The 23,354-nt window shown below is 63.4% G+C and carries 17 protein-coding genes and 1 tRNA gene; 7 read left to right on the plus strand and 11 right to left on the minus strand.

Annotation, left to right across the window (positions count from 1 at the left end; genetic code table 11):
- Window positions 1-37: 37 nt before the first annotated feature.
- From NKH89_RS14050 to NKH89_RS14075, 6 genes are read right to left on the minus strand one after another with little or no spacing between them, the layout of a single operon-like run.
- Window positions 38-1,291 (minus strand): ABC transporter substrate-binding protein, encoded by a 1,254-nt coding sequence (locus NKH89_RS14050; protein WP_031194023.1) that lies wholly within the window; start codon window positions 1,289-1,291, stop codon window positions 38-40.
- A gap of 60 nt (window positions 1,292-1,351) precedes the next feature.
- A complete protein-coding gene (locus NKH89_RS14055) occupies window positions 1,352-2,863 on the minus strand; it encodes an aldehyde dehydrogenase family protein (RefSeq protein ID WP_023719059.1) in 1,512 nt (503 codons plus the stop codon).
- A gap of 15 nt (window positions 2,864-2,878) precedes the next feature.
- The gene (locus tag NKH89_RS14060) at window positions 2,879-3,655 is read right to left on the minus strand and encodes an enoyl-CoA hydratase/isomerase family protein (protein ID WP_023719060.1); all 777 of its coding nucleotides are present in this window, start codon (window positions 3,653-3,655) and stop codon (window positions 2,879-2,881) included.
- Window positions 3,648-5,249 carry an acyl CoA:acetate/3-ketoacid CoA transferase gene (locus tag NKH89_RS14065; protein ID WP_352909135.1) on the minus strand — a complete coding sequence of 534 codons (1,602 nt, stop codon included), beginning with the start codon at window positions 5,247-5,249 and terminating at the stop codon, window positions 3,648-3,650. The genes NKH89_RS14060 and NKH89_RS14065 overlap by 8 nt, the downstream gene beginning before the upstream one ends.
- Window positions 5,246-6,262: a Gfo/Idh/MocA family protein gene (locus NKH89_RS14070; RefSeq protein ID WP_352909136.1), complete on the minus strand. Its 1,017-nt coding sequence runs from the start codon at window positions 6,260-6,262 to the stop codon at window positions 5,246-5,248. Before NKH89_RS14070 ends, NKH89_RS14065 begins: the two co-directional genes overlap by 4 nt.
- Window positions 6,259-7,314, minus strand: coding sequence for a LacI family DNA-binding transcriptional regulator (locus NKH89_RS14075; RefSeq protein WP_352909138.1), 1,056 nt, complete (start codon window positions 7,312-7,314; stop codon window positions 6,259-6,261). Before NKH89_RS14075 ends, NKH89_RS14070 begins: the two co-directional genes overlap by 4 nt.
- A gap of 244 nt (window positions 7,315-7,558) precedes the next feature.
- On the opposite strand from NKH89_RS14075, the gene NKH89_RS14080 reads away from it, so the two are divergent.
- Window positions 7,559-8,713: a dihydrodipicolinate synthase family protein gene (locus NKH89_RS14080; protein ID WP_352909140.1), complete on the plus strand. Its 1,155-nt coding sequence runs from the start codon at window positions 7,559-7,561 to the stop codon at window positions 8,711-8,713.
- A 163-nt stretch (window positions 8,714-8,876) separates the two neighbouring features.
- Window positions 8,877-9,839 carry a GDP-L-fucose synthase gene (gene fcl / locus NKH89_RS14085; RefSeq protein ID WP_352481930.1) on the plus strand — a complete coding sequence of 321 codons (963 nt, stop codon included), beginning with the start codon at window positions 8,877-8,879 and terminating at the stop codon, window positions 9,837-9,839.
- Window positions 9,840-9,931: 92 nt separating this feature from the next.
- Here the strand turns inward: fcl and NKH89_RS14090 are convergent.
- Window positions 9,932-10,006 (minus strand) — tRNA-Val (locus NKH89_RS14090).
- A 103-nt stretch (window positions 10,007-10,109) separates the two neighbouring features.
- Window positions 10,110-10,472 (minus strand): cell cycle two-component system response regulator CpdR, encoded by a 363-nt coding sequence (gene cpdR, locus NKH89_RS14095; RefSeq protein WP_006199474.1) that lies wholly within the window; start codon window positions 10,470-10,472, stop codon window positions 10,110-10,112.
- Between the two features lie 153 nt (window positions 10,473-10,625).
- Between cpdR and NKH89_RS14100 the strand changes: the two genes are divergently transcribed.
- Together NKH89_RS14100 and hisN are read left to right on the plus strand one after the other, a co-directional pair.
- Entirely contained in the window at window positions 10,626-11,567 is a 942-nt protein-coding gene (locus tag NKH89_RS14100) for an N-formylglutamate amidohydrolase (protein WP_023719085.1), read from the plus strand.
- Window positions 11,568-11,925: 358 nt separating this feature from the next.
- The gene (hisN, locus tag NKH89_RS14105; RefSeq protein ID WP_352909142.1) at window positions 11,926-12,699 is read left to right on the plus strand and encodes a histidinol-phosphatase; all 774 of its coding nucleotides are present in this window, start codon (window positions 11,926-11,928) and stop codon (window positions 12,697-12,699) included.
- 151 nt (window positions 12,700-12,850) lie between these two features.
- Here the strand turns inward: hisN and NKH89_RS14110 are convergent, their stop codons facing one another.
- Window positions 12,851-13,309: a styrene oxide isomerase gene (locus NKH89_RS14110; protein ID WP_023719087.1), complete on the minus strand. Its 459-nt coding sequence runs from the start codon at window positions 13,307-13,309 to the stop codon at window positions 12,851-12,853.
- 144 nt (window positions 13,310-13,453) lie between these two features.
- Window positions 13,454-14,428 (minus strand): alpha/beta fold hydrolase, encoded by a 975-nt coding sequence (locus NKH89_RS14115; protein WP_023719088.1) that lies wholly within the window; start codon window positions 14,426-14,428, stop codon window positions 13,454-13,456.
- A 475-nt stretch (window positions 14,429-14,903) separates the two neighbouring features.
- On the opposite strand from NKH89_RS14115, the gene NKH89_RS14120 reads away from it, so the two are divergent.
- On the plus strand, window positions 14,904-15,368 hold the full coding sequence (locus tag NKH89_RS14120; RefSeq protein ID WP_023675381.1) for an Hsp20 family protein: 465 nt from the start codon (window positions 14,904-14,906) through the stop codon (window positions 15,366-15,368).
- A gap of 93 nt (window positions 15,369-15,461) precedes the next feature.
- Here the strand turns inward: NKH89_RS14120 and NKH89_RS14125 are convergent, their stop codons facing one another.
- Window positions 15,462-16,514: a threonine aldolase family protein gene (locus tag NKH89_RS14125; RefSeq protein WP_352790804.1), complete on the minus strand. Its 1,053-nt coding sequence runs from the start codon at window positions 16,512-16,514 to the stop codon at window positions 15,462-15,464.
- Window positions 16,515-16,989: 475 nt separating this feature from the next.
- Here NKH89_RS14125 and gltB point away from each other — a divergent pair, with 475 nt between their 5' ends.
- Window positions 16,990-21,720, plus strand: a complete 4,731-nt coding sequence (gene gltB, locus NKH89_RS14130; protein ID WP_352909144.1) for a glutamate synthase large subunit — start codon at window positions 16,990-16,992, stop codon at window positions 21,718-21,720.
- A gap of 143 nt (window positions 21,721-21,863) precedes the next feature.
- Window positions 21,864-23,318, plus strand: a complete 1,455-nt coding sequence (locus tag NKH89_RS14135; RefSeq protein WP_023719091.1) for a glutamate synthase subunit beta — start codon at window positions 21,864-21,866, stop codon at window positions 23,316-23,318.
- Window positions 23,319-23,354 lie beyond the last annotated feature (36 nt).

Below are 23,354 nucleotides of genomic sequence, written 5' to 3' on the forward strand. Positions count from 1 at the left end.
GGCTTGCGCCGGGGAGATCATTCACATCGGCGGTGCCTTACTTGGCGTCTTCGATCGCGCTGACCAGTTGGGTCACGGCCTCGTCCGAGGTCTTGATCTGGCCGTGCACGAACTTCGAGACGACATCCTTGTAGGCGTTGGCAACCGCCGGAGGCGCGCCATAGCCTTGCGCCAGCGAACCGAACAGCGTGCCGCCTTCATTGGCGGCCTTCAAATCGGCCATGCCCTTCTTGCCGCAAGCGTCGAAATCGGTGTCCGGCACGTCGGTGCGGGCCGGAACAGAGCCCTTGACGACGTTGAAGGCCGACTGGAAGCTCTTCGACAGAGTGGCGGTGGCCAAGGCGATCTGGGCGGCCTTGCGGTCCTCCGGAACGTTGAACATGCCGAACATGTCGGAGTTGTAGACGACGCTGCCATCGGTGCCGGGGAAGCGGTAGCACAGGAAGTCGGTGCCGGGGACCTTCTTGGCGGCGTTGAATTCGCCCTTGGCCCAGTCACCCATCACCTGCACCAACGCATCGCCCTTGATGACCATGGCGGTGGCGAGGTTCCAGTCCCGGCCCGAGAAGTTCGGGTCGACATAGGTGACGAGCTTGGCGAGATTGTCGAACGACTTCTTCATCGTGTCGGACTTCAGCGACTCCTCGTCGAGGTCGTTGAAGGCCTTCTTGTAGAACTCGGGCCCGCCGGTCGACAGCACGACCGAGTCGAACATGGTGGCTTCCTGCCAATTCTGGCCGCCCAGCGCGAGCGGGATGACGCCCGCCGCCTTGGCTTTGTCGAGCAGCGCGATGAAGTCGTCGAAGGTCTTGGGCTCGGTGCCGCCGATCTTGTCCATCACCGCCTTGTTGATCCACAGCCAGTTGACCGAGTGGACGTTGACCGGGGCCGCGACCCACTTGCCGTCATAGACCGAGAATTTCTGCAGGGCCGCGGGAACGGACTTGTCCCAGCCTTCCTTTATCGCCGTCTCGGTCAGGTCGCCCATGACGCCGGCTGCGGCGTAGTCGAGCACGGTATAGCCAAGCATCTGCGAGGCGGTCGGGTAGTTGCCGGCCGCCACCATCGCCTTCAGCGCGGTCATGGCGGCGTCGCCGCCGCCGCCGGCCACCGGCACGTCCTTCCAGGCAAAGCCTTCCTTGGCCAGATCCTGCTTGAGCACGTTCAGAGCGGCAGCTTCGCCGCCCGACGTCCACCAATGCAGCATCTGGACTTCCTTGACGTCCTCGGCATGGGCCGCGAACGCAACGCCCGACGCGAGTGCCGTCCCGATAAGCAGTTTGCGCAACATGTACTTCCTCCCTTGTTGAACTTACAACGACCGGCGGATGGCCACCGGGTTCTTCCCAACTCAGCCGACCCACCATCCGGTGCGCTGGCCGCGATGAAACTGGATTGTCTTTTCCTCGGTATAATCCTCGACGGCGCGCTTGCCGAGTTCGCGTCCCAAACCGGACTGCTTGTAGCCGCCGAAAGGCAGTTCGGGGTAACCCTCCATGAACGTGTTCATCCAAACGGTTCCCGAACGCACATTCCGCGCCACCGACATGCACGTATCGATGCTGGCGCTCCACACGCCCGCCGACAGACCATAGGGCGTGTTGTTGGCGATGTGCAACGCCCTTTCAATCGATTCAAAAGTCAGCACCGAGAGCACCGGACCGAACACTTCCTCGCGCGCAATGGCCATGTCTTCGGTGACGTCGCGAATGATGGTCGGGTCGAGATACTGGCCGGCGCTGGAAGCAAGTTGCTTGCCGCCAGTATAAATCCGGCTGCCGTCGTTTTCCGCTGCCGTCACGTAGCCGGTGACCTTGGCCACATGGTCGGCGGAGATCATCGCGCCAACCTTGGTGCGGTCGTCGAGCGGGTCGCCGACAACCACCTTGGCGGTGAGGGCTTTGACGGCGCCGAGGAACTCGTCGGCGATCGCCTCATGGACGATCAGCCGGCTGCCGGCATTGCAACATTCGCCGGCATTGAAGAAGCCGCCGAATACCGCCGCGTCGGCGGCGGCCTCGAGGTCGGCGTCGGGAAAGACGATCTGGCCGTTCTTGCCGCCGAGCTCCATCGAGACTTTCTTCAGCGAGTTGGCGGCAGACGCCATGGTCATCTTGCCGACGCGGGTGGAGCCGGTGAACGACACCATTTCGACCAGCGGATGGCTGACCATCGGTGCGCCGACATCGGCGCCCAGCCCGGCAAGGATGTTGACGACGCCATCGGGCAAGCCGGCCTGCATCAGGATCTCGCCGAGCACGAAGGTCGAGGCCGAGGTCATCTCGCTCGGCTTGACCACCGCCGTGCAGCCGGCGGCGAGCGCGAAGGGCAGTTTCTGGCTGACGATAAGGAACGGGAAATTCCACGGCGTGATGATCGAGACGACGCCGATCGGTTCGCGCAGCACGACACCGAGCATGGCATCGCCGAGATTGGCGTAGCTTTCGCCGTGAAGCGTGCGGGCGAGTGCCGCAGCATAGCGCCAGATGTCGATGGCGCCGCCGATCTCGCCGCGCGCCTGGGCAATCGGCTTGCCGGATTCCAGCGCGTCGAGCCGGGCAATCTCGTCCAGTCGCGCCTCGATCAGGCCAGCCGTCTTGAGCAGGATCGCGGCGCGCTCGGCGGCTTTCATGCGCGGCCACGGGCCGGTCTCGAAGGCCTTGTGCGCGGCCTGTACCGCCGCCTCGACGTCCGCCGCGCCGGCTTGCGCATAGCGCGAAACGGTGAAGCCGTGGCCGGGGCTGCTGCGCTCCAGCGTGCGGCCGTCCTGGGCATCGACGAACTTGCCGTCGATCAGCAGCCGGTAGCTTTTCGGCGCTGCGGCTGCCTCGGCGGGCATAGTGATGTTAAGAGGCGCGTTCATGTGAGTTTCAGGTTCCTAAGATCTTGAGAACGCCGGCTTCTGCTTGGCTTTGAAAGCCTCGACGCCAGCCCTGAGATCGCTTGTCAGCGCAATGAAGCCGCTGGCGAGCGCTTCGGTCGCGGCGGCACTCTCCTCGCCTTCGGCAATGGCAATCATCAGCTTGGCAGCCTCGGCCGCCAGCGGCCCGCGCTCGGCGATCTTGCCGGCCCAGGCCTTGGCTTCGGCGAACGCCTTACCGGTCTCGACCACCCGGTCGACAATCCCCAGAACAAGAGCCTCGGTAGCCAGAAACACTTCGCCGCCGAGCGCCATCCGCCGCACTGCCTGCGCACCGAAGCGGCGCACGGCGCGCTGGGTGCCGGACCAGCCGGGAACGACGCCGATCGAGGTTTCGGGGAACCCCAGCTTCACCTGTGTTTCCGCCACGCGGAAGTCTGCAGCCGCCGCCAGTTCCAGCCCGCCGCCCAGCGCATGGCCGGCAAGCACGGCGATCGTCGGCTGCCGCAGCCGCGCCAGCCGATCAAAGACGCGGTGGCCGTAGCGCACCCATTGCACCTGGAAATCGGCGGCGCTCATTTCTGCCCAAGCCTCGACATCGCCGCCGGCGCAAAAGCCCTTGCCTTCGCCGCAGATCAGCACGATGCGGACGGTCTGCGCCGCCTCGGCTTCGTCGAGCGCTGCTTCCAGCGCCCGCAGCATCGGAATATCGAGCGCGTTGAATTTCTCCGGCCGGCGCAGCGTGGCAATGCCTATGGCGCCGTCGGTTTCAAAGGTTACCAGACGCTCAGCCATGTGCGCCCCCAAGCGACGCGCCGCCATTGAGCGACAGGCCGATCGGCCGGTCCCGGTAGAGCGCATCCGGTGTGATTTTCAGGTCGTTGGCGACGGCGAGCGGGATCTCGGCCTGCGCCAGCACATCGCGCTCGAGGTCGATGCCCGGCGCCAACTCGGTCACCATCAGCCCCGCCGGCGTCAGCTTCATCACGCAACGCTCGGTGACATAGGTGATATCCTGTCCCTGCGCGACGGCACGCTTGCCCGAGAAGGAGATATGCTCGACCTCGTCGACGACTTTTTTGACCTTGCCCTCCTGGTCGATGCGGATGCTGCCACCGGCAAGCGACAGCTTGGCGCCGGCGTTGAAGAAACCGGAAAAGACGATCTTCTTCGCCCGCGCGGTGATGTCGACGAAGCCGCCGGCGCCGGCGGTGACATGCGGCCGCGCCGAAAGCTTCGAGACATTGACAGAGCCGTGGCGGTCGATCTGCAGGAAGGACAGCAGCGAGGCGTCGAAGCCGCCAGCCTGAAAATAGATGAACTGGTGCGGCGAGGGCATGAAAGCGTCGGCGTTCGACGAGCAGCCGAACTTGAAGTCGAGCAGCGGCACGCCGCCAACCGCGCCCTGTTCGATGACCCAGGTGACCTTGCCGTGCTGGCCTTCCTCGAGCAGGATGCGCGGCACATTGGCCGAGATGCCGAAGCCGATATTGACGGCCATGCCGTCGGCAAGCTCCATGGCGACGCGGCGGGCAATGACCTTCTGGACGTTCATTTCAGCGTTGCGAAAGCTCGACAGTGGCCGGAAGATCTCGCCGGAGATGGCCGGATCGTAGGGCGTCAGCGTCGTCTGCAACTGGTCGGGCGCCACCACGATATGATCGACCAGCACGCCGGGCACACGCACATCGTGCGGCTTCAGCGTGCCGTTCTCGACGACGCGCTTGACCTGCGCGATGACGATGCCGCCATTGTTGCGAGCGGCCAGCGCCTGTTCGAGGCCGCCGAGATAGGCGCCTTCATGCTCATAGGTGAGGTTGCCGCGCTCGTCGGCGGTGGTGGCGCGGATGATCGCGACCTGCGGCACGATCGAGCGGAAATAGAGCCACTCCTCGCCATCGAACTGCTGCACGGAAACGATCGGCTCGCTGGCGGCGGCATTCATGGCGCAGCCTTGGTGGCGCGGGTCGGCGAAGGTGTCGAGCCCGACCTTGGTCAGCACCCCGGGGCGCTTGGCGGCGGCCTCGCGATGCATGTCGAACAGGATGCCGGACGGCACGTTATAGGCGGCGACCGAATTGTCGCCGATCATCTTCCAGATCTGCGGCGGTTCGGACGAGGACGGCCCGGATGGATAGGAGCCGCACAAAGTGCGCTTCAACAAGCCGGGCTTGGCGAGATGATCAATGCCCTTGATGCCGTACATGTCGCCGGCGGCGATCGGGTGCAGCGTCGTGATATCCTTGGGATGCCCATCCGCGTCGAAGCGCTCGCCGATGGCGGCCAGCACCGCGTCCGGACAGCCGAGGCCGCTCGACGACGACACGGAAACGACCATGCCATCCCTGATCAGGCCGGCAGCCTCAGCCGCGGAGACGAGCTTGCTCACCCAGCGCTCCCGAGCTTCGGGTCGATGGCAACGGCCTTGCCGGACCTGGCCGACTGCAATGCCGCTTCGGCCGCGGTCAGCGACCAGACGCCGTCCTCGCCGGTGCCGGAAGGCTGGCCCTCGCCGCGGATCGCCGCGTGGAATTGGCGCAGCGAACGGGCATAGAGGTCTTCGCGATCGAAGCTCAATTCCTCCTCGCCCTGTGCCGTTCGCAGCAACACAGAGCCGACTGGCTTCTGCGTCATCACGTCCCTGCCGATCAGCGAGCCTTCGGTGCCATGCACCTCGAAGCCGGTCCCGGCGAACTTGGTGGTGAAGCCCTCATGCGACTGGGCGATGACGCCCGATGCGAAGCGCCAGAGGCACATGGCGCCGTCTTCCAGCCCGCCGGCGGCCATGCCGGCCGATTGTGTGAAGGCCGAGATCCCGACTGGATCGTCGCCAAGCACGAACCGCAGCGTATCGGCATCGTGGACGGTGATGTCGAGCACCACGCCGCCGCCGGCGTCCGGCCTGGTGATGCGCCAGCCCTGCAGGTTTTCCGGAAGATAGACAGAGTGGAAGACGCGCGCGGCGATCGGCCTGCCGATGCGGCCGGCAGCGATCGCTGCGCGCATCGCCCGATGCGAGCCGGCATTGCGCAAATGGTGATTGGTGCCGAGCACGACGCCGGCGGCCCTGGCCGCCGCGACCATCTTGCGGGCGTCGGCGCTGGTCAGCGCCAGCGGCTTTTCGCACAGCACATGTTTTCCCGCCTTGATGGCGGCGAGTGCCTGTTCGAGATGCAATTCGTTGGTGGTCGAGATGTAGACGGCGTCAATATCGGATTTGAGCAGGGTGTCGAGCGTCGAGACCGCCGCCGGAATGCGGTTTTCGCTGGCGTAGGGGGCGGCGCGCTCCGGGCTGGAGCTCATCACCGCGGCGATCTCGCCGTCCGGCTGCGCGCGGATGGCGCCGATCATGAATTGCCTTGCGATCGTGCTGGCGCCGATCAATCCCCATCGGACGGTCATGCCGCGTCTCCCATTCCCGCACGCCGAGTTCCATCGCGATCGGGGCCGCAGCTTTCCCTGACCACGAGGTTGACGGCGCCGATATGATCCTCGGCGCGCGTGGTGCGCGACTGGATCATCTTCAGCACGACATGGGCGGCGCGCTCGCCGAGGCCGGCGGTGTTCACCGACACGCTGGTCAGCGCCGGCATATAGTGCTCGGCCTCGGCGACGTCGTCGAAGCCGACGACGGCAAAGTCCGCGCCAGGCTCCAGGCCGCGCTTGCGTAGCGCCAGCAAGACGCCGAAGGCGACCGCATCGTTGAAGCAAAGCGCCGCAGTGGGCGGCGCGGCCATGGCGAGCGCGGTTTCCAGGCAGGCAATGCCGCCCTTGCGGCTGGTTTCGCCCTCGAAGACCAGCCTGTCGGCCGGTGCGATGCCGAGCGCTTCACAGGCCTCGCGAAAGCCGCCCAGCCGCTCGTGATAGACGACAAGATCGGGCGAGCCGCCGAAGAAGGCCAGCCGGCGATGCCCCTTGCCGATCAGATGGGCGGTGGCAAGATAGGCGCCGCGATGGTTGTCGGGCGCGATCACCGGAATGCGGCTTTCAGGAAGCCGGCGCATGACAAAGACGACCGGAACGCCCGCGGTCTCAAGCCGGCGGAAGGCGCCAGGCGCGGTGCCGCGCGCCGGCGACACGACGAGCCCGGCGACCCCTTGCTCCATGAGCGATTTCAGCACCTCTTCCTGGCGCACCGGGCTCTCCGCCGTGTTGGCGATGAAAGGCACGATGCCGGCCGACTGGAAGACGCGCTCCATGCCGACCGCCATCTCGGCGAAAAACGGATTGGTAAGATCGTTGATGACCATGCCGATGACGTTGGAATGGGCCTTGCGCAGATTGGCGGCGCCGCGGTTGTAGACATAGCCGACATCCTCGATCGCCTTGCGCACCTTGAGCGCGGTCTCAGGCCGGATCAGCCCGCTGCCTTGCAGCACGAGCGATACCGTCGATTTGGACACGCCCGCCTCGCGGGCGATGTCGAGTATCGTTGCTTTGGCCCGGCTGGCCATCCAGATGCGTCCTCCCGGTCGGTTTCTTGTATGAATTTATTGGAACGTTCTAATCCCTGCTGTGGATTTGAGTCAATCGCGTTTTTGGGAATTCGGAGAAATGCATAATCTGCAGGCGGAATTCGGCGCAGCGCAGGGCTTCTCCTGCTGCAATGCAGCAATCCAGCCCGTGCGAGACAGGGCGACAAAATATCTTGATTTATTGGAACGTTCCATTTAAGGCAGCCGTGAAGGGAGAGGAGCCATGGACATCACCTTGCCCGGGGAGGGCGGCCGCGGCACCCGCTACCGGCTCGTCGGCCAGCCGGTGCAGCCCGTGGCCGGCGCGCGGTTCTCGCGCATCGCCTACGCTGCCGCCCATGTTGTCGCCGATCCGCTCGCCATGACCGATCCGTGGTCCAGGCCCGCGGTCGACTGGGACAAGACGATGGCGTTTCGCCATCATCTGTGGCGGCTCGGCTTCCGCGTCGCCGAAGCGATGGACACCTCACAGCGCGGCATGGGTTTCGACTGGGCAAACGCCAGGGAACTGATCCGCCGCTCGATTATCGAGGCGCGAAGCGTCGATGGCGCCGATCTCGCGTCGGGCGCCGGCACCGACCATCTGGCGCCGGGGGCCGCGAGCACGCTCGACGATGTCGTCGCGGCCTATGAAGAGCAGTTCGGCTTCATCGAAGGCCTTGGCGGCAAGGCGATCATGATGGCCAGCCGGGCGCTGGCGGCGGTCGCCAAAGGGCCCGACGATTATGTCAGCGTCTGCGACCGCATCCTGTCCCAGTCCTCCGGCAAGGTCATCCTGCACTGGCTGGGCGACATCTTCGACCCGGCGCTGAAAGGCTACTGGGGCAGCAGCGATTTCGAAACCGCCCTCGAGACGGTGGTCGCGATCATCGAGCGCCATGCCCGCAAGGTCGAGGGCATAAAGATATCGCTGCTCGATGCCGGCAAGGAAATCGCGCTCCGGAACCGGCTGCCCGAGGGCGTGGTCATGTTCACCGGCGACGACTTCAATTATCCCGAGCTTATCGCCGGCGACGGCGACCGACATTCGCACGCGCTGCTCGGCATTTTCGATGCGATCGCGCCGGTCGCCAATGCGGCGCTGGCAAAGCTGGCCGACGGCGACCGCGCCGGCTATGACGCGCTGATGGTCCCGACAGTGTCGCTATCGCGCAAGATCTTCGAGACGCCGACCGAATATTACAAGGCCGGCATCGTCTTCATGGCGTGGCTGAACGGTCATCAGGAGCATTTTTCGATGATCGGCGGCATGCAATCGGCGCGCGGCATCCGTCACTATGCCGATGTCTTTCGCCTTGCCGATCAGGCGGGGTTGCTGGCCGAGCCGGAACTCGCCATCGCCAGAATGACAAGCCTCTGCGCGGTAGCGGGTGTCTGATCGCTAGACGTTACAGCGTCTGATCCAAACGCCTGGTTTGGGTGGTTTTGCGATTTGGCTTGTCTGGATAAATCTGTATGCGGTATGCGTCCGGCAACAGAGAAGCCGATCCGGCGCTCCGCCGGCCACTGGCAAAGCTGCCGTTCTGCATTGGGGTGAGCTGATGACCTTCGACCTTCAGGGCAAGCGCGTTTTTGTCGCCGGGCATCGCGGCATGGTCGGCTCGGCCATCCTGCGCAGATTGGCCGACGAGGATTGCGAGGTCCTGACCGCCTCGCGCGCCGAGCTCGATCTTCTCGACCAGGCCGGGGTGCGGCGCTGGATGGCCGACCGCAAGCCGGATGCAGTGGTGATGGCAGCGGCCAAGGTCGGCGGTATCCTGGCCAACGACAGGCTTCCGGTCGATTTTCTGCAGGACAACCTCGTCATGCAGAACAATGTCATCGACAGCGCCTTCCGTAACGAGGTGCAGAAGCTGCTGTTTCTCGGTTCATCCTGCATCTATCCCAAATTCGCCGCGCAGCCGATCTCCGAGGACGCCTTGCTGAGCGGCCCGCTCGAACCCACCAACGAATGGTATGCGATCGCCAAGATCGCCGGACTGAAACTGTGCCAGGCCTACCGGCGCCAATACGGTGTCGACTACATCTCGGCGATGCCGACCAATCTCTACGGCCCGGGCGACAATTTCGACCTCAATTCCAGCCATGTCGTGCCCGCTCTGATGCGCAAGGCGCACGAGGCCAGGCGCGCCGGCCGCAAGAGCCTGGAGGTGTGGGGATCGGGCACGCCGATGCGCGAATTCCTGCATGTCGACGACGCCGCCGACGCCCTGGTCTGGCTGTTGAAGAATTATGCCGGCGACAGCCACATCAATGTCGGCTCTGGGGAAGACATCACCATTGCCGACCTTGCCCGCACCATCGTGTCGGTCGCCGGCGCCGATGCCACGATCACATTCGATCCGACAAAGCCGGACGGCACGCCGCGCAAGCTGATGGACGTGTCGCGCCTGTTCGCCACCGGCTGGCGCCCGCGCTACTCGCTGCGCAGCGGATTGGAACAGACCTATGCCTGGTTTCTAGAGCATGTCGAGACCGGGGATCTCCGCCTCGGGGCGGCCTGAGGTCGGTATTGGCGAGCTCGGCGTCAGGATCGGATCAGGCCGAGAACGTCAGCCGATGAAAACACCGACGGCCGATTGAGGGATTGTCTGGATGGTGGGCGTGACAGGGATTGAACCTGTGACCCCTGCAATGTCAATGCAGTGCTCTCCCGCTGAGCTACACGCCCATCCGAAGCCGCGCATACACCATTTTTGGTTCAGCGCGTCAATAGCGGGAAAGGGAAAGAATGGCTGGCTTGCCGCGTCGGTCAAGACGCGACAAAAAGCGCGTCAGGCGGCCTGCAACATCTTTTCGACTTCGTTGACGAGGTCGCGCAGGTGGAACGGCTTCGACAGCACCTTGGCGTCTTTCGGCGCTTTCGAATCGGGGTTCAGCGCGACGGCGGCGAAGCCGGTGATGAACATCACCTTGAGATCGGGGTCGATCTCGGTGGCGCGGCGGGCGAGCTCGATGCCATCCATCTCGGGCATGACGATGTCGGTCAAAAGCAGCGAAAAAGGTTCCTCGCGCAGCCGCTCATAGGCGCTGGCGCCATTGTCGAAATCGCTGACCTGATAGCCGGCGCGCTCCAGCGCCTTGACGAGGAACCGGCGCATGTCATCGTCGTCTTCCGCCAGCAGAATGCGTGCCATCTTGTCCCGTCCGAATCACCCAACCGACAATGCCGTGCGGCAAGCCCGTTAACCATGCTGTATATGAGGAGGTGACGGTAAACATCAAGTGAACGTTGGGCGCACAATCCTGATTTGGCTAGCGCTTCGGCGGCTGGACATGCGGGCGGCGAGGTGGCACTTTCCTGTCATGATGCATTGGTATTTCCGGGTTCGTTCAAATTGAAAACGGCAGCCGAGGATTTTTCGGTCGTTCCACCCTTCGAAATCCGATCGGGCGCCGAACAGCGCGTTCCCTTCCTCTTCAACTCGCCGCATAGCGGCCGCTACTATCCGGACCGGTTCATGGCGATGGCCAAGCTGGACCGCAACGCCATCCGCCGCTCCGAGGACTGCTATGTCGAGGAATTGTTCGGCGGTGCCGTCGCGCTCGGGGCGCCGATGCTGGCGGCAAACTTCCCGCGCGCCTATCTCGACGTCAACCGGGAGCCGTGGGAACTCGACCCTCGCATGTTCGCCGAACCGGTGCCGTCCTTCTGCAACATCCGCTCGGCGCGGGTGGCCGGCGGGCTCGGTACCGTGCCCAAGCTGGTAGGCGAGGGGCTCGACATCTATTCCGGCCGCTTGCCGCTGGCCGAAGCCGTGGCGCGCATCGAAGCGGTCTACAAACCCTATCACGAGACGCTGAAACGGCTTTTGACCAGAACCCATGCGCGCTTCGGTTATGCCGTACTAATAGACTGCCACTCGATGCCGGCAAGCATAAGAGTTGGCGACAGCGGATTGCGGCCGGATTTCATCGTCGGCGACCGGTTCGGCATCTCCGCCGCGGCGGCGTTGACCGAGACGGCGATCGGCCTGCTCACCGGCATGGGCTACAGCGTCGCCCACAACAAGCCCTATGCCGGAGGCTTCATCACGGAGCACTATGGCCGCCCGGTGCGCCATCTGCATGCGCTGCAGATCGAGGTCAATCGCGGGCTCTACATGAATGAGCGGACGTTCCAGAGATCAGCTGGTTTCGACGCATTGGCCGACGACCTGGCGCGGTTTTCGGCCGAGTTGATGGCAATGCCGGATCATCATTTCGTCGATCTGCCGCTGGCCGCCGAATAGCGGCCGGAATCGCGGCATTCGCCGCTCATGTGGCAGCGTAAAAAGCGTAAAAAAAGACCGCATCGTTTGCACGACACGGTCGAAGTCTAGGGAGGAAACGCCCAAGGAGGGCATGGACAGGAATCCCTGTCCGAGAACAAACGTATTGTGCGCTGCACAAATGTCAAGGCACGTTCCGGCTTTTTTAATTCACTGTGAAGTGGAAATTGCATTTCCATGATGACTGCGTTGCATTCGAGCAACAGTTGGCGTCGTGCGAAAGGCTCCGAATGCCCTTGTTTCGGTACAAAACGCCCTTGTTTCGGCACAAATCCGTAGGCAAACCGGCATCTCAAACATGCTGGAGCGGGAGAATCAGTTGGACATCAGCATCGATTTCATGCGGCGCATTGCGCGTGCCGCCGCAGCCGAGACCTTGCCGCGCTTCCGCAGCCAGGGGGCGGTCTCCAACAAGGAGCACGGCAGCTTCGACCCGGTCACCGAGGCCGACCGTGAGGCCGAGCGCGCGATCCGGGCGCTGATATCAGCGCAATACCCCGAGCACGGCATTCTCGGCGAGGAGCATGGCAGCGAAAACATCTCCAGCCGGCATGTCTGGGTGATCGATCCGATCGACGGCACGCGCGCCTTCATTTCCGGCCTGCCGGTATGGGGCACGCTGGTCGGGCTGACAGTCGACGGCGATGCCGTCGCCGGCATGATGTCGCAGCCCTTCACCGGCGAGCTGTTCTACGCCAACGCTTCCGGCTCGCATTATGAAGGTCCTGGTGGCCCGCGAAAACTCACGACGCGCAAGACCACAAATCTCGCCGACGCGACGCTGTTCACCACCACGCCGGCGCTGTTCAAGGGAGACGCGCGCCTGCGCTACGACTTGTTCGAGCAACAGGTCCAACTCGCCCGCTACGGCACCGACTGCTATGCCTTCGCCATGGTGGCGGCGGGCAGCGTCGATATCGTTGCCGATCCGGGATTGAAGCCCTACGACATCGTTGCGCTTATCCCGATCATCGAGAAGGCAGGCGGCGTCGTCACCACTTTCGAGGGCGGACCGGCGGAAAAGGGCGGCGACATCCTGGCGGCGGCGACGCCGGAGCTGCACGCAGCAGCAATGGCGGCGCTGCGCGGCTGAGGATCCGTATACCCAAGCGTTTGTTTTGCGCAAATCCGACGGAAACCGTGGTACGGTTCTAAAGCGCGTCGGGTTTGAATCGACTCATGGGAGACGCGCTCGTTTGGATGTCGTTATCGCAAAACCGCTGCGCACTTTTGCGGGACATGCATTAGCTATCGGCAGGCCAAGCGTCCGAGAGACGCAGGCCCCACAAAATGAGCACGAAAGAGATGAGGCCGGTCGGCGCAGACGAATACGCCACGCCTTTGATGACGGTTTCCTGAAAGGCACTTCCGTGGAAGGCTCCGGCCGCCAACGGCATTGTCTCGTTGCCGGCCCCCCAGGCGCTGGCGATCACGTAGGCGGCCAGGATCGCCAAAGCCGAATAGATCAGGAGCCAGAACGCAATCCGCGACATCGCCGCGCCGAGATTGAGCCTAGACCATGTGAGGCCTAGCGCCAGCAAGAGAACGCCCTCCAGGGCGCTGAGCGTGTGGGCGGACAGTCCAAGCCGCGGTGCGGCGAGGTACGGTATTGCAAACCCTTCGAATGACGAAAACAGCAGCAGCGCGACGCCAATCTGCAGTAGCCGATGCCCCTGACGTGACAGCGTGTTCGATGCGTTCATGGTCGTTTTTCTCCCGGTCTCTGCCGAATTGCCTCCAATCTCTTTGGCCGCTACCTAGCGCTCGATGCCTGAACGGGAATAAGGGGCAAGCTGCGCCGGGCAAGCAACCCGCGCAGGCTTTGTTGCCGGGCGCTGGCGAAGCGGTTAAACAGCGTCGCCGGTTCCTGGGATGAAAGCATCGAATGCCGCAAGCAGTTGCTCGCGATAGAGGTCGGCCTCCTGCAGGATCTCGTGGCGAGCGCCGTCGATCATCACTAGCGAGCCGACGCGCAGACGTCTTGCATAGGCTTCGACTGCCCTGGTCGAGACGACCTGGTCGGCGCCGGCGGCGATCATCAGCAATGGCACCTGGACCTTGGCCATGAAATCCCGGTCGCTGACGATCAAGGACGCCTCCGTGGCCGCCTTCAGCCAGCAGATCGTCGGTCCGCCGAGCGCCAGCTGCGGATAGGTTTCGTAGATCAGCGTGTTGCGTCGATAGCGTTCCGGGTCGCTGGTCAGCTTGTTTATGGCGAAGGGCACCGATTCCTTCGGCCGCGGCCCCCATGCGGCATAGAGCCGGCCAAGGCCGAGAAGGCAGAACAGCGAACAGATGCGGCGAACGGTTTTTACCGAAACCGGGAGGTCAGGCACGGTGAAGAACGGTGCGATCAGCACCATGCGACGTACGCGGTTCGCCATTGAGGGTGCGGCGAGCAGCGCAATTACCGCCCCGGCCGAATGGGCCAGTATGTAGTAGGGTCCCCGGCAATCGGGCAGCACGATCTCTTCGAAGAACTGCTCGAGATCGCCGGTATAGTCGAAAAAGCTTCGGACGTAGCCGCGCTGGCGATCGCCGATCATCCGGTCGGAAGCGCCTTGGCCGCGCCAGTCGAGGGTCGCCACGCCAAAACCCCGGTCGGCAAGGTTGCGAATGGTCTCGAAATACTTCTCGATGCACTCGTTGCGGCCGGTCAGGACGACGACGGTGCCCTTCATCGGGCGGGCAACCGCGGCAAACAGCCCATAGCGGATCTTCTTGCCGTCGCGCGTGGTGAAGAAGCCGCCGGCCGCGTTTTCCGGCAGCGGATTGCCTGGAGTTTCGTAGAACAGGGAGGGCTGGGGGAACAGATCGGTCATACGGTGTTTGCTTGGCGTCGGTGACGGCGTGGGCGCAAGTCAGGCATAAACGCCCATGCGCCAAAAGCAAAGGAATTCGGGACGCCGGGGACGTCGACCCAGGCAGCGAACAAGTAAGGCCGGAAGCAGCCTAGGGCGTGCTTCCGGCCTCTGTCGACCCGGGAGGAAGGGACGTTACACCCGGTTCGGCCTCGTCGTGTCGCCTCTCAGGCGACCTGTTTCTGATCTCGAGAACAGTTTTAATGCCGTCTGGCTGAACGCTCGCCGAAGCCACGGTTCATCTGCCGTTCATCGGCATCGGGACGTGATCAGGGGCCGATGCGGTTCGGACGCGGGCAAATCTTGAAATGCCGTCGCCCGCTTCCCAAATTTGTTATGCGGCCGCCAATGTCGGGGCCGCTGGCCCATCCGGAACGCCGTCACGGGTTTCGCACCGGCCATACGCAAACCTTGTTGCTCAACAGGAGAACACACCATGCGTCACGTTGATTTTTCCCCGCTCTACCGTTCGACCGTCGGTTTTGACCGGCTGTTCACCATGCTCGATTCGCTTGCGCAGCCGGAAGGCCAGACCTATCCGCCTTACAACATCGAGCGCACCGGCGAGGACGCCTATCGCATCTCGATGGCTGTGGCCGGCTTCTCGGAAGATGAGATTTCGATCGAAGCTCACCGCAATGTGCTGACCGTCAAGGGTGAGCGCAAGGAGGAAGGCAATGGCGAAGGCTCCGAACTGCTCTATCGCGGTATCGCCAGCCGAGCCTTCGAGCGCCGCTTCCAGCTTGCCGATCACGTCGAGGTTGTCGGCGCCGCGCTGAAGAACGGCCTGCTTTTTGTCGACCTCAAGCGCAACATCCCCGAAGAGCTGAAGCCGCGCAAGATCGCGATCACCTCGGCTCCGGCCAAGGCCAAGCAGATCGAGGCCAAGACCGCCGCCTAAATCGGGCAGCTAAACTCCCCGGGACGCCAACTCCCCGGGAAAAAGGGGCGGTGCAGCAAATGCGCCGCCCCTTTTTGCTGGTGGTAAGACTTGCTATCCGGCGAGCAGGTAGCCGAAACGGTCGACCTCGTCGGCCGTGGTCGCGAAGCTGGTGACGAAGCGATAGAGAGCTTCGTCCTCGCCGACATGGTTGTCGTAGCCGAGCGGCCTATGCCAGTCGTGGAACACGGCGCCTGCTGCTTGCACTCTTTCGGCCTCGGCCTTTTTCATGACCGCGAAGACCTCGTTCGCCTGCGGTAGCCAGGCCAGCCGGGCTGAAGGGGAATCTTCGATCGCCGCGGCTAGGCGTGCCGCCATCGCATTGGCGTGCCGTGCCGTGTCGAGCCATAGCCCACCCCTGAAATAAGCATCGAATTGCGCGGCGATGAAGCGCGATTTCGAGAACAGTTGGGCGGCGCGCTTGCGCAAAAACGCCAATTCCTTGGCTCGCTCGAGGTCGAACAGCACGATCGCCTCGGCGCACCAGCAGCCATTCTTGGTGCCGCCGAAGGAAAGGATGTCGACGCCGTGCTTCCAGGTCATTTCCGCCGGCGTCGTTCCCAGCGCGACGAGCGCATTGGCAAAGCGGGCCCCGTCCATGTGCAGCGGCAATCCGTGCTGCTTTGCAATCGCCGAAATCCTGGCGATTTCGTTCAGCGTGTACACGGTGCCGACCTCGGTCGATTGGGTGATCGAAACCGCCATCGGCCGCCCGGAATGGACGTTTTCGGGTGCGAAACGGTCCACTGCCCGTTCCAGATCGCCGGCATCGATCTTGCCGAGTGCGCCGTCGATTGTATAAAGCCGCGAACCGCCGGTGAAATATTCCGGTGCACCGCATTCGTCCTCGATGACATGCGATTCGCGATGGCAGAAGGAAATGCCGCCTGGCTTGTTGTAGGTAGTCAGCGACAGCGAATTGGCAGCGGTGCCGGTGGCCACGAAAAACACCGCGACCTCGCATTCGAAGATTTCACTGAAGCGCTGGTAAACGGCCTTGTCGAGGACGCCGTCGCCATAGGCGGTGGAGAAGCCGTCGGTATGGGCCGACAGGCCGGCAGCGATACGGGGATGGGCGCCTGCCCAATTGTCGGAAGCGAAAATCATGCGTCTGCCTATGCTGGGAAAATTGGTGCGAGCTTGGCCGCTTTCGCATGCCGGCCGCAAGTGGCAGATGCCGAAAATCCGCTAAAGCCAGCGAAAGCCAGACCGTAGATGCAGCGACTGAAGGTTACGCTGTCGCCGCGTTCCGCGCAATTTTCTGTCGCCAACGCTCCAATAATTTTGTGAATCGGTCTTGTATGCGCTTAAGATTTCTGTCATAAAAATTTAGGACAGTAGTGCTGTCTTATTTTGTCGCACAAAACTGGCCGCATTGGCATATGATTGCGCCTCTACGGCCATTGCCGCGAGCGACAGCTAGACAGCCTGGCTCTGGCCTGTACGAATACCATATGCGAACCATGCGGAAAGCCGCACGGTCGGCAAGAATTTCGCCAGACGTGCCGCAAGATTGAAAGGGGAGCCACGCGCTTCCCGACGGAAACCAGCGCCCGAAAGGGACGGAACGGAGGACAGGACGATGACGGACATGACGCCATCTGCGACGAAGGCCGCGCAGACGAAAGCGGCAGTCGTCAAAAATCCGTCCCTGACCAATATTGGGCGAACCAGCACCGGCTATGCCGCGCACGGCCTCTACGATCCGCGCAACGAGCATGATGCCTGCGGCGTCGGCTTCATCGTCAACATGAAGGGCGTGAAGTCGCATCAGATCGTCGAGGACGGCCTTGCCGTGCTCGAAAACCTGACGCATCGCGGGGCCGTCGGCGCCGATCCGCTGGCCGGCGATGGCGCCGGCGTGCTGGTGCAGCTTCCAGACCGTTTCTTCCGCGAAGAGATGGCAGCCCAGGGCATCGAACTGCCGCCGGCCGGTCAGTACGGTGTCGGACACTGGTTCATGCCGCAGGATGCAGCACTTCGTGCTCACATCGAGGACATCATTGCCGAATCGGCGCAGTCCGAGGGGCTTCCGCTCATCGGTTTCCGTGATGTGCCCGTCGACAATTCGTCCTTGTCGACGGCGCCTGATATCGTGGCGTCCGAGCCGTTCCATCGTCAGATATTCATCGGCCGTACAGCCGACATTCTTGACGACGAGGAGTACGAGGCCAGGCTCTATCTGTTGCGCAAGGTGATATCGGGCCGCATCTACGCCGAGAACGACAACAAGGACATCGGTTCCTACTGCGTGTCGCTGTCGGCGCGCACCATCGTCTACAAGGGCATGTTCCTGGCCTACCAGGTCGGCGCCTATTACAAGGACCTCACCGATCCGCGCTTCGAAACCGCGCTGATCCTGGTCCACCAGCGCTTCTCGACCAACACGTTCCCGTCGTGGAAGCTGGCGCATCCCTACCGCATGGTCGCGCACAATGGCGAGATCAACACCGTGCGCGGCAACAACAACTGGATGGCGGCGCGACAGGCGTCCGTCGATTCCGAACTGTTCGGCAACAACATCTCGAAGCTTTGGCCAATCTCCTACGACGGCCAGTCAGACACCGCCTGCTTCGACAATGCGCTCGAGTTCCTGTTCCAGGGCGGGTACAGCCTCAGCCACGCCATGATGATGCTGATCCCGGAAGCCTGGGCCGGCAACAAGCTCATGGATGCCGACCGCAAGGCTTTCTATGAATACCATGCCGCGCTGATGGAGCCGTGGGACGGACCGGCGGCGGTGGTCTTTACCGATGGCCGCCAGATCGGCGCCACGCTCGACCGCAACGGTCTGCGCCCGGCACGCTACATCGTCACCGACGATGACCGCGTCATCATGGCCTCGGAAGCCGGCGTGCTGCCGGTGCCGGACGAGAGGATTGTCAAGAAGTGGCGGCTGCAGCCCGGCCGTATGCTTCTGATCGACCTCGAGAAGGGCCGCATCGTCTCTGACGAGGAGCTCAAGTCGGAGATTGCGACCAGGCATCCGTACAAGAGCTGGCTCGCCAACACGCAGCTCATCCTCGAAGACCTGAAGCCGGTCGAGCCGCGCGAATTGCGCAGGGATGTCAGCCTGCTCGATCGCCAGCAGGCGTTCGGCTACAGCCAGGAAGACACCAAGCTGTTGATGTCGCCGATGGCGACCACTGGCCAGGAAGCCGTGGGATCGATGGGCACCGACACGCCGATCTCGGCGATGTCGGACAAGTCGAAGCTGCTCTACACCTATTTCAAGCAGAACTTTGCTCAGGTCACCAACCCGCCGATCGACCCAATCCGCGAGGAGTTGGTGATGAGCCTGGTGTCCTTCATCGGGCCGCGGCCCAACATCTTCGACCTGGTTGGCAATTCGCGCCGCAAGCGGCTCGAGGTGCGCCAGCCGATCCTGACCAATGGCGATCTCGAAAAGATCCGCTCCATCGGCCACACCGAGGACCGGTTCGACACCAAGACGATCGACATTACCTATGGCTCGAACGAGGGCGCAGCGGGCATGCAGGGTGCCATCGACCGCTTGTGTGAGCGGGCGGAGGCGGCGGTCGCCGGCGGCTACAACATCATCATCCTGTCCGACCGCCAGGTCGGGCCGGACCGGATCGCCATCCCGGCGCTTCTGGCGACAGCCGCGGTGCACCACCACCTGATCCGCAAGGGATTGCGCACTTCGGTCGGGCTGGTCGTGGAATCCGGCGAGCCGCGCGAAGTGCATCATTTCTGCTGCCTTGCCGGCTATGGCGCCGAGGCGATCAACCCTTATCTTGCCTTCGACACGCTGCTCGATATGCACAAGCGTGGCGAACTGCCGAAAGAGGTGGACGCCTACGAAGTGGTCTCCCGCTACATCAAGTCGATCGGCAAGGGCATCCTCAAGGTGATGTCCAAGATGGGCATCTCGACCTACCAGTCCTATTGCGGCGCGCAGATCTTCGACGCCATCGGGCTGAAGACCGATTTCGTGCAGCAATACTTCACCGGCACCGCGACACTGATCGAGGGCGTCGGACTGGACGAGATCGCGGCCGAGACGCTCAGCCGCCATACCGATGGTTTCGGCAACGACCCGGTGCTGCGCAACAGCCTCGAGGTGGGCGGCGAATACGTGTTCCGCATGCGCGGTGAAGCACACATCTGGTCGCCGGATGCGGTGGCCACCTTGCAGCACGCCGTGCGCCAGGGCTCGTGGGAAACGTTCAAGGACTATTCCGCCCAGATCGACAGCGAGACGGCCCGTGCCCAGACCATTCGCGGCCTGTTCAAGATCAGGCTCGCGGAAGAAACTGGGCGCAAGAAGGTTTCGCTCGACGAGGTCATGCCGGCGGCCGACATCGTCAAGCGGTTCTCGACCGGGGCGATGTCCTTCGGCTCGATCTCCAGGGAAGCGCACACGACGCTGGCGCGCGCCATGAACGCCATCGGCGGCAAGTCGAACACCGGCGAGGGCGGCGAAGAGGCCGACCGCTATCTGCCACTGCCGGGCGGCGGCAAGAACCCCGAACGCTCGGCGATCAAGCAGGTCGCCTCGGGACGCTTTGGCGTCACGGCGGAGTATCTTGTCAATTCCGACATGATGCAGATCAAGGTCGCGCAAGGGGCAAAGCCCGGCGAGGGCGGCCAGTTGCCGGGCCACAAGGTCGACGCGACCATCGCCAAAGTCAGGCATTCGACGCCGGGCGTCGGCCTGATCTCGCCGCCGCCGCATCACGATATCTATTCGATCGAGGATCTGGCGCAGCTCATCTACGACCTAAAGAACGTCAATCCGGCGGCGGACGTATCGGTCAAGCTGGTCTCGGAAGTCGGTGTCGGCACGGTTGCGGCCGGCGTCGCCAAGGCGCGTGCCGATCACATCACCATATCAGGCTATGACGGCGGCACTGGCGCTTCACCGCTGACCTCGCTCAAGCATGCCGGCAGTCCGTGGGAAATGGGCCTTGCCGAGACGCACCAGACGCTGGTGCTCAACGGCCTCAGGTCGCGCGTCGCGCTGCAGGTCGATGGCGGCCTGCGCACCGGGCGGGACGTTGTCATCGGCGCGCTGCTCGGCGCCGACGAGTTCGGTTTCTCGACCGCGCCGTTGATCGCGGCCGGCTGCATCATGATGCGCAAGTGCCATCTCAACACCTGCCCGGTCGGCGTCGCGACGCAGGACCCGGTACTGCGCAAGCGCTTCAAGGGCACGCCCGAGCACGTCATCAACTTCTTCTTCTATGTGGCGGAAGAGGTCCGGGCGCTGCTCGCCGAGATGGGCTACACCCATCTCGACCAGATCATCGGCGACACCGACCTTCTGGAAAAGCGCGAGCTGATCCAGCACTGGAAGGCGCGCGGGCTCGACTTCAGCAAGATGTTCTACAAGCCGGATGCGCCGCACGAGGCGGTGCACTGGACCGAGCGGCAGAAGCATCCGATCGACGACGTGCTGGACCGCAAGCTGATCGAACTGGCAAAGCCGGCGCTCGAAGCCAGGCAGCCAGTCAGCATCGAACTGCCGATCCGCAACGTCGACCGTTCGACCGGCGCCATGCTGTCGGGTGAAGTGGCAAAGCGCTTCAAGCACAAGGGCCTGCGCGAGGACACGATCTCGGTCAAGCTCACCGGCACGGCCGGCCAGTCCTTCGCCGCCTTCCTGGCGCGCGGCGTCTCGTTCGAACTGGTAGGCGCGGCCAACGACTATGTCGGCAAGGGCCTGTCGGGCGGCCGCATCGTCATCCGTCCGCCGGAGAACACGAAAATCGTTGCTGCCGAGTCCATTATTGTCGGCAATACCGTGCTCTACGGCGCGACCGAGGGCGAGGCCTATTTCTGCGGCGTCGCCGGCGAGCGTTTTGCCGTGCGCAATTCGGGCGTCGCCGCCGTCGTCGAAGGCGTCGGCGACCATGGCTGCGAATACATGACCGGCGGTATCGTCGTCGTCATCGGCCAGACCGGTCGCAACTTCGCCGCCGGCATGTCGGGCGGCGTCGCCTATGTGCTCGACGAGGCGGGCGATTTCGCCGAACGCTGCAACATGGCGATGGTCGAGCTGGAGCCGGTTCCGGAAGAGGACGACCTGATGGAAAAGCTGCTCCACCATGGCGGCGATCTCGACCACAAGGGCCGTGTCGACGTATCCGGCGATATGACCAGCCATGACGAGGAGCGGCTCTACCAGTTGATCTCCAACCACGTCCACTACACGGGCTCGGTACGAGGTCGCGAAATCCTCGACGATTGGGCGATTTTCCGGCCGAAATTCCGGAAGATCATGCCGGTCGAATACCGCCGCGCGCTGATCGAGATGGAACGTATGCGCATGAACGTGGCGGCGGAATAGATTTGGAAATTGCCGGGAAGCCATGCGTCCCGGCAACCATCTTCATCAACAATCCTGACCTCGGACTGAAGGTTGCCACGGCTGCCTTATGAGGTTAACGGGTGCGTCGCCAGGCGTGCCTTCCGGACAGCAGGGACTGGACTATGGGCAAGGTAACAGGGTTTCTCGAGATCGATCGGCAGGTGCACAAGTACCAGCCGGCTTCCGACCGCATCCGGCATTTCCGCGAGTTCACGCTGCCGATGTCGGATAAGGAGGTCGAGAAACAGGCGGCGCGCTGCATGGATTGCGGCATTCCGTATTGCCATGGACCGACCGGCTGCCCGATCCACAACCAGATCCCGGACTGGAACGACCTCGTCTACAATGGCGACTGGGACAACGCGATCCGCAACCTGCATTCGACCAACAATTTTCCGGAATTCACCGGCCGCATCTGTCCGGCACCTTGCGAGGAAGCCTGCACGCTGAACCTCGAGGACATTCCGGTCGCCATCAAGACGATCGAGCAGGCGATTGCCGACAAAGCCTACGAAACCGGCCATATCCGGCCCTATCCGCCGGAACGGAAGACCGGCAAGCGCGTCGCGATCATCGGCTCGGGGCCGGCCGGCATGGCGGCCGCCCAGCAACTTGGCCGCGCCGGCCATGACGTTCACGTCTATGAGCGCGAGAGCCGGCCGGGCGGGCTGATGCGTTACGGCATCCCCGATTTCAAGATCGAGAAGCATTATATCGACCGGCGCATCGAGCAGATGCAGGGCGAGGGCGTCAGCTTCCATTGCGGCGTCAATGTCGGCGTCGACAAGCCGGTCGCCGAACTGCTCGCCGAATACGACGCGGTGCTCTATTGCGGCGGTTCCGAAACGCCGCGCCCGGCCAACATCCCGGGCGACGATCTCGACGGCGTGCACGACGCGATGCCGTATCTGGTGCAGCAGAACAAGCGCATCGGCGGCGAGCCGATCCAGTCGGTGGCATGGCCGTCGCGCCCGATCGTCGCCGGCGGCCAGCATGTCGTCGTCGTCGGCGGCGGCGACACTGCCTCCGACTGCGTCGGTACCGCCTTCCGCCAGGGCGCGGTGCGCGTCACCCAGCTCGACATCCGGCCGCAGCCGCCGGAAAAGGAAGACAAGCTATCGGTCTGGCCCTACTGGGCGACCAAGATGCGCACCTCGTCCTCGCAGGCCGAAGGCGCCGAGCGCGAATTCCAGGTGGCGACGCTTGAATTCATCGGCGAAGACGGCCAGCTGACCGGGGTCAAATGCTGCGAGGTCGACGAAAAGCGCAAGCCGATCGCCGGCACCGAATTCGTCATCCGCGCCGATCTCGCGTTCATCGCCATCGGCTTTGCCGGGCCAGCCGCTCGAGGGCCGGTGTCGGAACTCGACGGGCAGATGACGATCGTCACCGACAGCCGCCGTTCGAAGAACGTCGAGGCCAATGACCGCGATTACAGAACCAGCGTCGAAAGGCTCTATGCGGCTGGCGACGTGCGGCGCGGCCAGTCGCTGGTCGTCTGGGCAATCCGCGAGGGCCGCCAGGCGGCGCGCGCCATCGATGAGTCTCTGATGGGATCGAGCGTGCTGCCGCGCTGAGTCCGTTCCGAAACTCTACAGAAAGAGTCGCCAGTT

This window comes from Mesorhizobium sp. M0923, assembly GCF_040319365.1.
Taxonomy (GTDB): Bacteria; Pseudomonadota; Alphaproteobacteria; order Rhizobiales; family Rhizobiaceae; genus Mesorhizobium.